A 12,729-nucleotide genomic window follows, 5' to 3' on the forward strand; every position below is an offset into this window, starting at 1 on the left:
GGCGAGGTGATCGCATGAGCTGTGGAAAGCCCCACGCCACCGACTGCCGGGACGTCCTGGAGAAGGTCTACACCTACCTCGACGGCGAGCTGGACGAGGGCAACTGCGCCGACATCCGCGTGCACCTGGACGAGTGCGGTCCCTGCCTGGAGGAGTACGGTCTCGAACAGGTGGTCAAGCAGCTGATCGCCAAACACTGCGGCTGCGACAAGGCCTCCGAGGACCTGCGCGCCAAGGTGCTCGGCCGGATCGAGCAGGTCCGCTCCGAACTGAGGGGCTGACCTCTTAGGATCTCTCGTACGGCTGTGCCAAACGAGAGACCTGGGGGTTGGGCATGCGGATACTCGTCACCGGTGGGGCCGGGTTCATCGGTTCCACCCTGGTCGACCGGCTGCTGGCCGACGGCCACGAGGTCACCGCGGTCGACGACCTGTCCGGTGGAGACCGGGGCAACCTCGCCGCCGCGGCCGAGAGCCCGCGCTTCTCCCTGCACGAGATGGACATCCGCGACCCGGCCCTGATCGGCCTGGCCGCCGAGGTCAGGCCCGAGGTGATCTGTCACCTGGCCGCGCAGATCAGTGTGCGCAAGAGCGTGGCCGACCCCGTCCACGACGCCAGGCTGAACGTCGAAGGGACCGCCTCGGTGCTGACCGCCGCCCACCGAGGCGGCACCAGGAAGGTCGTCCTCGCCTCCTCCGTCGCCGTGTACGGCAGGCCCGCCGTCATCCCGGTGCCCGGGGACGCGGCCACCGACCCGCGCTCGCCGTACGCGGCGTCCAAGCTCAGCGCGGAGACCTACCTGGCGACCTTCAGGGCGTTGTACGGCATCGAGTACACCACGCTCGTGCTCGCCAACGTCTACGGTCCGCGCCAGTCTCCGCAGGGGGAGGCGGGGGTGGTGGCCATCTTCACCGACGCCCTGCTCAACGGCACCCCCACGGTCGTGTACGGCGACGGCACCCAGACCCGTGACTACGTGTTCGTCGACGACGTGGTGGACGGCTTCGCGCGGGCCTGCGGGCAGGAGGGCGACGGCCGCAGGTTCAACCTGGGCACGGGCGTCGAGACGACGGACCGGGCGCTGCACTCCCTGGTCGCCGCCGCGGCGGGGGCCCCCGACGCGCCGGACAGCGCGCCGGCCAGGCTCGGCGACCTGCCGGCGATGGCGGTCGACCCCACCCCGGCGTTCGAGGGCCTCGGCTGGCGGCCGGGAACGGACCTGGCCGCCGGGCTGAAGGTCACCGTCGACTGGGCCAGGGCCAGGCGTACGGCGCCGTAACCGGGTGCGAGCCGTACGGGATGGTCCGTGATGGCGTGGGGTGATGGATTGGTTACGCTTTGCTTGCGATTCCACGTCTGCCGGTCTTGGCCTGTTCGGCTTCTGTAGCCTGAGTGGGAAATCGACATGGAGGCAGCGCATGTTGAAGGAAACGGTCACCCCCATCCGACTGGGGATCTCCTGGACCTGAGCACGCGCGCGTAGGACCCCAAGGGTGGCCGCTTTGCGTGGACTGCCGTGGTTTGCCAAGGTCTATTTGGTCGCTGTGATCGGAGTGGCGTGCGCGCTGCTCGGATACAGCGTGGCGGGAAGCGATCGTCTGGAGTGGCTCGACTGGTCGAACCTCCTGGTGCTGGCCCTGCTGTTCCTGGTGTGCGAGTCGGTGCCGACCCTGCTCAACGTCAAGCAGGCGGCGGTCTCGGTCAGCTTCTCGGCCGCGCTCGCCGCCGTGGTGCTCGTCGGGCCGCAGGGCGCCGCGCTGGTCGGCATGACGGCCGTCTTCAGCGTGCGTCCCGGGCTGCCGCTGGTCAAGCGCCTGTTCAACGGCGCCCAGTTCGCCATCTGCGGTTACGCCGCGGGCTGCGCCTACGAGTGGCTCGGCGGCAGGGCCAGGCTGCCGGACATCGCCGGGTTCGACGACCTGATCGTGCCGTTCGCCGGGGCCGCGGCTGTCTTCGTGCCGCTCAACTTCGTCCTCATCGCGATCGTCCTGGTCGTCACCGGGCAGGCCGACCAGGTGCCTCCGCTGCGGGGACTGGCCCAGTTCATGGTCTCCTACCTGGGTTACGCCACCTTCGGACTGCTGATCGCCGGGCTGTGGGCCACGGTCAACTCGATCTCCGCGGTGCTCGTGCTGCTGCCGCTCTTCGTCGCCCGCTGGGCCTTCGGCCAGTACCTCGCCCAGCAACGCTCCTACGACGCCACGATCGCCGCGCTGTGCCAGGCGGTGGAGACCAAGGACTACTACACCCGAGGCCACTGCACCCGGGTCTCGCTGGCCTCCGGGATGATCGCCCAGGAGATCGGCATGGGCTCCGAGAGGTTGCGGGCGATTCGCTACGCCGGGATGCTGCACGACGTGGGCAAGCTGGGAGTGCCGACCAAGGTGCTGCAGAAGGACGGGCCGCTCACCGAGGAGGAGTACGCCGCCATCCAGCTGCACCCGATGCGCGGGCTGGAGATCGTGCGGGGCATCGACTTCCTCGACGAGGCGTTCGCCGGGATCATGCACCACCATGAGCGGCAGGACGGAAAGGGGTACCCGATGGGGCTGGCCGGGGAGGAGATACCGGAGTTCGCCCGGATCATCGCGGTCGCCGACGCCTTCGACTCGATGACCTCCGACCGCTCCTACCGGGGCGCCCGGCCCGTGGAGGTGGCCATGGCCGAACTGCGCAAGGGGGCGGGCACTCAGTTCGACCCGGAGATGGTCGTCGCCTTCACCAAGGCCGTCGACCGTCACGGCTGGCAGGCGCCGCGCAAGGTCGTCGCGCCCCCCGAGGACACGGCGGAGACGACCGCCAAGGACCACGACGATCCGACGATGCCCATCCAGGTGGTGCCCGAGCGGTGAGCAGCACCACGACAACCCTGGCCACCAGGACGTTCCGGCGGCTCGACTCCGGTCAGCTCCTGCTGATCTGCGCGGCCGGTCTGCTGGCGGTCGCCGGGGTCGCGCACACGGCCGCGACCGGCCTGACCGCCCCCAGCGTCGCCGTCGGGTTCGGCGCGCTGATCGCCGCGGGTGAGCTGGCCAGGCTCACGATGCCGGGCAACAGGGAGGTCGCGCCGATCGGCGCCGCCGCCGCCCTGGGCTACACGTTGCTGCTGGATCTGGGGGGCGTCCCGGCCCGGCACACGGCCCTGCAGGTCATCGCGGTGCTGACGGTCGGCATGATCGCCGGTGCGCTGCCGCATCTGGCGGTCGGCAGGCCGCCGAGCCCGGACGCCATGGCGCGCAGGCTGTTCACCGGCGCCCTGCTCGCCCTGGCCTACCGGCCGCTGGCCGGTCCGCTGTTCGAACTGGCCAAACGTCCGGAGGGGGGCTGGTGGCCCGCCCTCGGGGTGATGGGCCTGCTCGTCCTGGTGATGGTGCTGGTCGACGTGCTGTTGGCCGCCGTGCTGCGGGCCGAGCAGGTGCGGGCGGCCTTCGGCGTCGCCGTACAGGACGAGCTGCGGATGGCGGCTCCGCTGTGGGCGGCGGTTGCGGCCTCGGGCATCCTGCTCGCGCTGGCCTCGCACAGCATGGACATGGCCGCGCTGCTGGTCTTCGCCGCGCCCCTGCTGGTCACCCAGGTGGCCTTCCGTAAGTACGCCGGGATCAGGGCGACCTACCTGCAGACGGTCAGGGCGCTGGCGCGGGTGACCGAGGTCGGCGGTTACGTCGAGCCGGGGCACTCCCACCGGGTCAGCCGCCTGGCCGTGGCGACCGGCCGTGAGCTGGGCATGGCCGAGCCCGAGCTGCTCGACCTGGAGTACGCCGCGCTCATGCACGACATCGGGCAGTTGTCCCTGCGCGACCCGATCCCCGGCGGAGCCACGGTCCTCACCGAGCCCGAGCAGGCCAGGCGCATCGCCGAACTCGGGGCGGAGGTGATCCGCCAGACCGGGGTGCTCGACCGCGTCGCCGAGATCGTGCGGCGTCAGTGCGACGGCTGCGCGGAGAACCCGCCGGTGGCCAGCCGTGTCATCAAGGCGGCCAACGCCTACGACGACCTGGTCGGCGGGTCCGTCGACCGCGACCGGGCGGGGGCGGCGCTCGAACGGCTCCACCTCGGTGCGGGGGAGGAGTACGACCCCGAGGTCGTCGAGGCCATGACCCGCGTCGTCGGCAGGCTGGCCTGCCTCAACAGACTTTGAGCCGTACGGTTTCCTCGCACTGTTGTGGGTTTCCTACAGATCGTGTTGCCGTGATCGGTGGCTCAGACGAAGGGCCGAGTGGGGAAGCCGGTCATAAGGTGGAGCGGTCGAAAGGGGTCCACCACAGTGTTCGAGTCCGTTCTGGTCGCCAACCGCGGCGAAATCGCACGACGGATCATCCGTACGGTCCAGCGCATGGGCCTGCGGGCCATCGCGGTGTATTCCGAGGCAGACGCGGATCTGCCGTTCGTCAGGGAGGCCGACGAGGCGATCCTCCTGGGGCCCGCGAACCCGGCGCAGAGCTACCTCGACGCGGAGAAGGTCCTGCGGGCCGCCCGTGAGTCGGGCGCGCAGGCGATCCACCCCGGGTACGGCTTCTTCTCGGAGAACGCCGCGTTCGCCAGGGCCGTGGCCGAGGCGGGAATTGCCTGGATCGGCCCATCTCCCGAGGCGATCGAGCGGATGGGCGACAAGATCAACGCCAGGAACCTCATGGAGGAGGCGGGCGTGCCCGTCGCCGCGGGAACCCGTACCCCGGTCACCGACCTGGAGCAGGCGGTCGCGGCGGCCGAGGAGATCGGCTACCCCCTGATGGTGAAGACGGCCGGGGGCGGCGGCGGCATCGGCATGGGCGTCGCCCACGACGCCGAGGGACTGGCCAAGGCGTTCGAACAGGCGTCGAGGGCGGCGGCCCGCTTCGGCGGTACACCCGCCATCCTGCTTGAGCACTACATCGAACGGGCCCGCCACGTCGAGGTGCAGATCCTCGGCCTGACCGACGGCACCGTCCTCGCGCTGGGCGAGCGTGACTGCTCGGTGCAGCGCCGTCACCAGAAGGTCGTCGAGGAGAGCCCGTCCCCCGGCATCACCCAGGAACTGCGCGAGCGCATGCTGGCCGCCGCGGTCAGGGCCGGCGAGGCGGTCGGTTACCTCGGTGCGGGCACCGTCGAGTGTCTGGTCGACGCCGACAAGCAGGACTTCGTGTTCCTGGAGATGAACACCAGGCTCCAGGTCGAGCATCCGGTGACCGAACTCGTCACCGGGATCGACCTGGTCGAGCAGCAGCTGCGGATCGCCGCGGGTGAGCGGACCGACCTCGACGCCACCCCGCGTGGCCACGCGATCGAGTTCCGGGTCTACGCCGAGGACCCCAAGCGTTTCTTCCCCGGCCCCGGCAAGATCGCCGTCTGGTCGGAGCCGTCCGGTGAGGGTGTCAGGGTCGACTCGGGCTACACCGAGGGCAACACGGTCACCCCGTTCTACGACCCGCTGATGGCCAAGCTGTGCGTGTACGGCCAGACCCGGGCCGAGGCCCTGGAGCGCGCCCGCGGGGCGGTGGCGGACTTCAAGGTCGAGGGACCGAAGAACAACCTGCCGTTCTGCGCGGAGCTGCTGGAACACCCCGAGTTCGTTGACGGGAGCTACGACACCGGGCTGGTCTCCCGGATGAGGGCCTGAGTCATCCCGTCTGGCACAGTTGAATCACAGTGATTGATAGGAGTTTCCGGTGGCTGAAGTACACGCTGAGATGGTGGCCAACGTCTGGAAGGTCCTCGTCTCCGAGGGCGACACCGTCGAGGACGGTGACACCCTGGTCATCCTTGAGTCCATGAAGATGGAGATCCCCGTCATCGCCGAGGACGAGGGGGTCATCGCCCAGCTCAAGGTGGCCGAGGGCGACGTCATCCAGGAGGGCGACCTCATCGCCGTCATCGAGTAGACCCGCGGGGCGGACGGCGCGGCCGGGGGTCAGCGGGTGAGACCGGCGAGGAAACGCTCGCGGTCGACGATCACCCGCTCCACCGTGCCCGTCGCGACGACGGAGTCGCGGTCGCGGGCGGTGAAGACGAACGACAGGCGACGGCCCTCGACCGCGGTGAGCTCGGCGCTGATCTCGACGTGGGCGCCGACCGGGCTCGCGGCCAGGTGTTCCAGCGTGACCTTCGTCCCCACGGAGGTCTGACCGGGTCCGAGGGCGTCCCCGATCGCCTGGACGGTCGCGCGTTCTGCGAAGGCGAGCAGCCGCGGGGTGGCCAGCACGGGGACGTCCCCGCTGCCGACCTTCGTCGCGGTGTCGCTCCTCTCGACCATGATGAGCAGCCGGGCGTGCATACCGGGAGCGAGCGTCATGCGGGCCAGCATAGGGTCTGATCCTGTGACCCCCTACTGCGATCACTGCGGTCGTCCTTCGGATGAGGGAGACCACGCGGCCTGTCTCGCCGCCCGTGCCTTCGAGCCGCCCCGCTACTGCGCCCGCTGCCGCCGCCGAATGGTGGTTCAGGTGACTGTGCGTGGCTGGTCGGCGCGTTGTTCGGAACACGGCTCGCTGAGCGGCTGATCGCGACTGTCCTGACCTGCCGTTTTCTGGTCGTGACCGCCAAATTGGCTTCGTCCCCCGGCGGGTAAAGCCACAATCTGTACAATTACCGCAAAGATTTTGAGATTTGTGCCATGCTACGGCACGCGCCTTTAACAAGCTGTCCGGCCCACAGGGTTTCGTGACTTCGCCGTGACGTTGCCGCGATACAAATCCGCTTTGTTGGAGAGCCCTGAGGCGGGAGCGGAGAGGGTTACGGGGGATTTTCATGGTGGCCCAAGGCACGACGCTGGCGGGGCGGTATCGCCTGGATACCCGCATCGGCGCCGGCGGTATGGGCGAGGTCTGGCGCGGCGAGGACATCGTCCTGGCCAGGACGGTCGCCGTCAAGGTGCTGTTGCCCGGCCGTACCGACGATCCGGGCTTCCTGGTGCGGTTCCAGGGCGAGGCCCGGGCGATGGCGACGATCAACCACCCCGGAGTGGTCGAGGTCTATGACTACGGGGTTCACGAGGTGCCCGGCGCGGGGGCGACGGCATACCTGGTGATGAAGTTCGTCGACGGGGAGCCGCTCGACCGGCTGCTCGCGCGTCTGGGGAGCATCGCGCCGGGGGCGGCGATGGAGCTCATCGCCCAGGCGGCCTCAGCCCTGCAGGCCGTACACGAGCAGGGCATCGTTCACCGCGACATCAAGCCGGGAAACCTGCTGGTCCGCTCGGACGGCACTCTCGTGCTCACCGACTTCGGCATCGCCAGGTCGGACGCCGCGAGCAGGCTCACCGACGCGGGCATGGTGCTGGGCACCGCCGCCTACTGCGCCCCTGAGCAGGCGGAGGGCGCACCCGTCACACCGGCCGTGGACATCTACGCGCTCGGGGTGGTCGCCTACGAGTGCCTGGCCGGGCAGCGGCCCTTCGACGGTGACACACCGGTCACCATCGCGCTCAAGCACATCCGCGAGGAGCCTCCCGCGCTGCCGCCGCACATCCCGCCCGGGGTGCGGGCACTGGTCGAGCGGGCGCTGTCCAAGGACCCGGCCCGGCGTTTCCCGAGCGGTGCCGCGATGAGCGCCGCCGCCAGGCAGGCCACGGCGGCTCCCGGCCAGCAGGGTGGTATGGCGGGCACTCCGCCTCCGGCGGTGCAGGAGCCCGCCTGGCAGCCCGCGCCGCAGCCGGGTCCGCCGATGACGGGGCCCGCGACCACGCCTCCCCAGGAGAGTTCGCCACGGAGCCCGGCCACCGAGGTCGCCGTCTCCGTCCCCGGACGTGGTCGCCGGGCTTTACGCAAGCCACGGCGTAAGGGCGGGACGATCGCGGTGTTCGCCGTCGCGGGCGTGGCGTGCGCCGGGCTCGTCGGAATCGCGATCAACGCGATGGCCGCGGGGGAGACCGGCCCTACCAAGGACGCCCAGGGCATGGTGGTCCCGACCGTGAGCACCTCCGCCGCAAAGCCTCCGTCCACCCACAGGCCGTCCAAGACGACCGCCCCAACGGTGAGGCCCACCCAGGACGACGAGCCGAAGCCCACCCCGACGCGGACCCCCACTCCGACGGAGACCGAATCCGACGAGCCGGAGGAGCCAACGGCAAAGCCGACGAAGACGGCTGACGACCCGAAACCGTCCTCGTCCCCGACTCACTCGCCGAGCGCGACCGCGACGCCGGTGGTGAAGAAGAAGGTGCCGAGCGTGATGGGCCTCGACGAGGAGGCGGCCAAGGCGGTGCTCAAGAAGGCCGGTTTCAAGGCGGCCTCAAGCATCGGCCCCGACGTCGACGTCACCCAGTGCATGAAGGTGGTCGAGCAGCGACCCGGCGCGGGCACCATGTGGGACGCGAAGCGGCCGGTGGACATCACCCTGGTCAACGACGCCTGCCCGTCGAGCCCGAGCCCGAGCCCGAGCACCTCCTGATCTGAACGGCCCCGGCGATCCGGGGCCGTTCAGACCCCGGTCGTGTTGCGGGGGTAGGCGATCGCCGGATCGGTGGCGATGTTCACCATGTACGGCACGCCGGAGTCGAAGGCCCGGCGCAGCGCGGGACCGATCTCCGCCGGGTCGGTGACCAGCTCACCACCCCCGCCGAGCGCCGTCACCACCTCGTCGTATCGGCACTGCGGCTGCAACTCGGCCGCCACGTCGTAGCCGTACAGCAGCCGCATGGGGTGCTTCTCCAGGCCCCAGATGCCGTTGTTGCCGCAGATCATCACAACCGGCAGGCGGTGCCGGACGAGCGTGTCCACATCCATCAGCGAGAACCCGGCGGCGCCGTCGCCGAGCAGCAACGCCACCTGGGAGGACGGCCTGGCCAGGCGGGCGGCGATGGAGTAGCCGAGGCCGGTGCCCAGACAGCCGTAGGGGCCGGGGTCGAGCCAGTTGCCCGGCTGCCTCGGCTCGACGTACTTGCCCGCGTAGGAGACGAAGTCGCCGCCGTCGCCGATCACCACGGCGTCGTCGGCGAGGATCTTGTTCAGCTCACCGTAGATCCGCATCGGGTGGATCGGGTCGGCGTCGGAGGCCAGCAGTTCGGCGTCCCCGGCGACCGCGGCGTCGGCGGCCTCCCTCAACCTCGACAGCCACGGCGCGTACGCCTTGGGGGAGACGCCCGCCTCGCCGCAGGCCGTACCAAGACCCCAGAAGACCAGCGACAGGTCACCCGCGGCGGCACCGGAGGGCTGCATGTGGGGGGTCAGCTGCGACGGCGCGTCGGCCAGGTGCACGACCCTGGCGAGCGGGGTGCCGTTCTTGCCGCCGAACCAGCCGTAGGCGAGCCGGAAGTCCAGCGGGGCGCCCGCGACGATCACCAGGTCGGCCTGGGAGAAGGCCAGGCCGCGGGCGCGGGTGACCAGGAGTTCGTGGCCCGCGGGAAGGATGCCACGCCCCTGTCCGTTGGGGATGACCGGCAGGCGGAACTCCTCGGCGAAGCCCCTGGCGACCTCCTCCGCCCGGTCCATCCACACGTCGGAGCCGAGCACCAGCACCGGGCGTTCGGCCTCGGCGAGCAGGGCGGCGATACCGGCGAGCGCGTCGGGGTCGGGTTCGAGCGGTGAGGGGGTCAGGGTCCTGGTCGCGTGTTCGAGCGGGGGAGCCGGGGAGAACAGGTCGTCCATGTGGAAGTCGAGGAAGACCGGCCCCCGGTGCGGGGCGAGGGCGGTCCTGAAGGCCATCTCCACGTCCTCGCCGACGGAGTCGGGCCCGGAGCCGGTGAAGGCCAGTTTGGTGATCGGAGCCAGCAACGGCGGGTGGTCCATCTCCTGCAGCGCGCCGGAGCCCCAGCGCGACCTCGGCGCCCTGCCTCCCATGATCACGACGGGGGAGCCGTTGGCGTGCGCGGTCGCCACGCCGCTGACGCCGTTGGTGACGCCGGGGCCTGCGGTGAGCACGGCCAGACCCGGCCTGCGGGTCAGCCTGGCCGTCGCCTCGGCCGCGAAGACCGCGCTCTGCTCGTGCCGTACGTCGAGGATCGGCACGCCCTCGTGGACCGCCCCGTCGTACAGCGGGAAGACGTGCCCGCCGGACAGGGTGAACATGGTCTCGATCCCGTAGGCCTTGGAGACGGCGACGGCGATGTCGCCCGCGTGCTTTGGAGACTCCATATCGCGCAACCTACCAGTCAGTCACTTAGCCGGACAGTGATTGGAGACCCTGCCCAGATTCCCCCCGGCTAACGCTCTGACCACCTGTCACATGGGGGAACCCGCTCCTCGGACGGCACCGGGAGCGGGTTCCTCGGCTCACAGGGTCTCGGAGAGCGCCTTGATCGGCATCCGCAGGTCGGCCAGCAGGTTGAGGTCCGCCTCGGGGGTACGGCCGAGCGTGGTGAGGTAGTTGCCGACGATGATCGCGTTGATCCCGCCGAGCATGCCGTCACGGGTGCCCAGGTCGCCCAGCGTCAGCTCCCTGCCGCCCGCGTAGCGCAGGATCGTGCGGGGCAGCGCCAGTCTGAAGGTCGCGATCGTCCTGAGCGCCTCGGTACCCGTCAGCAGCGGGAACGACTCGAAGGGCGTGCCGGGACGGGGGTTGAGGAAGTTCAGCGGGACCTCGTCGGGCTGGAGTTCGCCGAGCTGTCCGGCGAACTCGGCCCGCTGCTCCAGCGTCTCGCCCATGCCGACGATGCCGCCGCAGCACAGCTCCATCCCGGCCTCGCGCACCATCAGACAGGTGTCCCAGCGTTCCTGCCAGCTGTGGGTGGTGACGACCTTGTCGAAGTGCGACCTGGCGGTCTCCAGGTTGTGGTTGTAACGGTGCACGCCCATCCCGGCCAGCTCGTCGACCTGCTCCTGGGTGAGCATGCCCAGGGAGCAGGCGACGTTGATGTCGACGGCCTGCCTGATCGCCTCGACTCCCTCGCGGACCTGGTCCATCAGCCGCCGGTCGGGGCCGCGCACCGCGGCCACGATGCAGAACTCCGTCGCCCCCGTCGCCGCGGTCTCCTTGGCCGCCTGGACCAGGGACGGGATGTCCAGCCACGCGGCGCGGACCGGTGAACTGAACTGCCCCGACTGGGAGCAGAAATGGCAGTCCTCCGGGCAGCCGCCCGTCTTGAGGGAGATGATCCCCTCGACCTCGACTTCGGGGCCGCACCACTTCACACGCACCTCGTGCGCGAGCGCCAGCAGGTCGGAAACTCGCTCTTCGGGTAACTCCAGACACCGCAGGGCCTGTCCGGCGTCGAGTCCTCTGCCTTCCTCAAGCACCTGGACGCGGGCGATGTCGAGTATGTCGCTCATGCTGCTCCACTCTGAAGGCCGTCGGCTACGGCTAGAGCCTAAATGTGGATCTGAAGGCTGAGGAGTCGAAGCCCCCTCCCAGCACGGGGGCCAGGCCCATGCGGGCCGTACGGGCGAAGGCCTCCCGGCCGAGGGATCCGGCGCCCTCGGGCAGCGCACCCGCCAGCGGCCTGGCGGCGAGCATCTCCAGATCGGCGACGTTGCACCGTTCGGCGAGGCCGGGTTCGGCGGGCCAGGAACCGATGATCACGCCCGCCAGGTCGAGGCCGCGTCCCGCCATGGCCTCCAGCGTCAGCGCGGTGTGGTTGAGCGTGCCCAGGGACGCCCGCGTCACCAGCAGCACCGGAGCGGACAACGCCCTGGCCAGGTCGGCCAGGGTCGCCCCCTCCTCGTCGAAGCGGACCAGGAGCCCGCCCGCGCCCTCGACGAGCACCAGGCGGTGGGAGGAGGCCAGGTCGGCGATGCGGGCGGCGGCGTGGTCGAGGGAGACCGGGGGCAGGCCCGCAACCCTGGCCGCCGCCGCGGGGGCCAGGGGGTCGGGGAACCTGGACAGCTCGAAGGTGGTGGTCACCCCGGTCAGCCGGATGACGTCGTCCAGGTCGCCGGGGTCGAGCGCGCCGACCCCGGTCTGCGCCGGTTTCACCACCGCGACCGAGGCGCCCCGCTCCTTGGCGAGCGCGGCGACCGCGGCGGTGACGATCGTCTTGCCGACTCCCGTGTCGGTCCCGGTGATCACGAGGATGCTCATCCTCCACACCTTACGGACGTCAGGGGCGGCGAAGGCGGGTGACGAACTTGTAGCGGTCTCCCCGGTAGAGGGACTGGGCCCATTCGACCGGGTTGCCGTCGGCGTCGAAGGCGTGCCGGGTGAGCAGCAGCATCGGCAGACCCACGTCCACGCTCAGCACCTGGGCGTCGTACGGCGTGGCCAGCACGGTCTCGATGATCTCCTCGGCGTCCGTCAGCCGTACGTTGTAGGCGTTGTGCAGTGTCTCGTACAGCGAGGAGTGCACCTCAAGCTCGCGCCTGAGCCGGGGGAAGCGGCGGGCGGACAGGTGGGTGGTGTCGATGGACATCGGCTCTCCGTTGGCCAGACGGAGCCGGTGGATCCGCAGCACCCGGCCGCCGGGGTTGATCGCCAGGCGCCGGGCCAGCGGCTCGTCCGCGGTGATGTAGCTGATGTCGAGGATCTTGGTGTCGGGTTCGAGGCCGACGGTCCTGAGGTCACCGGTGTAGGAGGTGAGCTGCAGCACCTGGGCGACCTTGGGGTGCGCGACGAACGTCCCCTTGCCCTGGATGCGCACCAGCCGTCCCTCGACCACGAGTTCGGACAGGGCCTGGCGCACGGTGGTGCGCGACGTCTCGAAACGCACCGCGAGCGTCCGCTCGGGGGGCAGGGCGCTGCCGGCGGCCAGGCTTTTGGTGAGCGCGAGCAGGCTGCGCTTGACGTCGTAGTACTTCGGGATTCTGGGGGATTCCTCCGTCACGCCCGCACCTCGTCCGGAGGTTCGAGGGCGACGGGACCCGTGTCCCACCCGCAGGTCCGCTC

The 12,729-nt window shown here is 70.4% G+C and carries 12 protein-coding genes; 7 read left to right on the forward strand and 5 right to left on the reverse strand.

Annotation, left to right across the window (positions count from 1 at the left end; all coding sequences use genetic code 11):
* The first annotated feature begins 14 nt into the window (after positions 1-14).
* The 6 genes from rsrA to ACIBVQ_RS36470 all read left to right on the forward strand — a co-directional run bounded on the left by rsrA (position 15) and on the right by ACIBVQ_RS36470 (position 5,858).
* Positions 15-281, forward strand: coding sequence for a mycothiol system anti-sigma-R factor (gene rsrA, locus ACIBVQ_RS36445; protein ID WP_362780414.1), 267 nt, complete (start codon positions 15-17; stop codon positions 279-281).
* Between the two features lie 53 nt (positions 282-334).
* Complete coding sequence (locus ACIBVQ_RS36450) at positions 335-1,279, forward strand: NAD-dependent epimerase/dehydratase family protein (protein ID WP_352015091.1); 945 nt, start codon at positions 335-337, stop codon at positions 1,277-1,279.
* Between the two features lie 265 nt (positions 1,280-1,544).
* Positions 1,545-2,852, forward strand: coding sequence for an HD-GYP domain-containing protein (locus ACIBVQ_RS36455; protein ID WP_399183215.1), 1,308 nt, complete (start codon positions 1,545-1,547; stop codon positions 2,850-2,852).
* Positions 2,849-4,138, forward strand: a complete 1,290-nt coding sequence (locus ACIBVQ_RS36460) for an HD-GYP domain-containing protein (RefSeq protein WP_399183217.1) — start codon at positions 2,849-2,851, stop codon at positions 4,136-4,138. Before ACIBVQ_RS36455 ends, ACIBVQ_RS36460 begins: the two co-directional genes overlap by 4 nt.
* Before the next feature lie 126 nt (positions 4,139-4,264).
* Positions 4,265-5,596 carry an acetyl/propionyl/methylcrotonyl-CoA carboxylase subunit alpha gene (locus ACIBVQ_RS36465; RefSeq protein ID WP_399183219.1) on the forward strand — a complete coding sequence of 444 codons (1,332 nt, stop codon included), beginning with the start codon at positions 4,265-4,267 and terminating at the stop codon, positions 5,594-5,596.
* Positions 5,597-5,645: 49 nt separating this feature from the next.
* The gene (locus ACIBVQ_RS36470; RefSeq protein WP_352015095.1) at positions 5,646-5,858 is read left to right on the forward strand and encodes a biotin/lipoyl-binding carrier protein; all 213 of its coding nucleotides are present in this window, start codon (positions 5,646-5,648) and stop codon (positions 5,856-5,858) included.
* Between the two features lie 29 nt (positions 5,859-5,887).
* Here ACIBVQ_RS36470 and ACIBVQ_RS36475 read toward each other — a convergent pair whose 3' ends face one another.
* A complete protein-coding gene (locus tag ACIBVQ_RS36475; protein ID WP_352015096.1) occupies positions 5,888-6,268 on the reverse strand; it encodes a hotdog domain-containing protein in 381 nt (126 codons plus the stop codon).
* Positions 6,269-6,723: 455 nt separating this feature from the next.
* Between ACIBVQ_RS36475 and ACIBVQ_RS36480 the strand changes: the two genes are divergently transcribed.
* Positions 6,724-8,364: a protein kinase gene (locus tag ACIBVQ_RS36480; RefSeq protein WP_399183222.1), complete on the forward strand. Its 1,641-nt coding sequence runs from the start codon at positions 6,724-6,726 to the stop codon at positions 8,362-8,364.
* Positions 8,365-8,393: 29 nt separating this feature from the next.
* Here ACIBVQ_RS36480 and ACIBVQ_RS36485 read toward each other — a convergent pair whose 3' ends face one another.
* The 4 genes from ACIBVQ_RS36485 to ACIBVQ_RS36500 all read right to left on the reverse strand — a co-directional run bounded on the left by ACIBVQ_RS36485 (position 8,394) and on the right by ACIBVQ_RS36500 (position 12,667).
* Positions 8,394-10,046, reverse strand: a complete 1,653-nt coding sequence (locus tag ACIBVQ_RS36485; RefSeq protein ID WP_352015098.1) for an acetolactate synthase — start codon at positions 10,044-10,046, stop codon at positions 8,394-8,396.
* Between the two features lie 138 nt (positions 10,047-10,184).
* Positions 10,185-11,180 (reverse strand): biotin synthase BioB, encoded by a 996-nt coding sequence (gene bioB / locus ACIBVQ_RS36490; protein WP_352015099.1) that lies wholly within the window; start codon positions 11,178-11,180, stop codon positions 10,185-10,187.
* 31 nt (positions 11,181-11,211) lie between these two features.
* On the reverse strand, positions 11,212-11,928 hold the full coding sequence (bioD, locus tag ACIBVQ_RS36495) for a dethiobiotin synthase (RefSeq protein ID WP_399183224.1): 717 nt from the start codon (positions 11,926-11,928) through the stop codon (positions 11,212-11,214).
* Between the two features lie 19 nt (positions 11,929-11,947).
* Entirely contained in the window at positions 11,948-12,667 is a 720-nt protein-coding gene (locus ACIBVQ_RS36500) for a GntR family transcriptional regulator (protein ID WP_352015101.1), read from the reverse strand.
* Positions 12,668-12,729: the final 62 nt, after the last annotated feature.

The organism is Streptosporangium sp. NPDC049376, assembly GCF_044466505.1.
Classification (GTDB): domain Bacteria; phylum Actinomycetota; class Actinomycetes; order Streptosporangiales; family Streptosporangiaceae; genus Streptosporangium.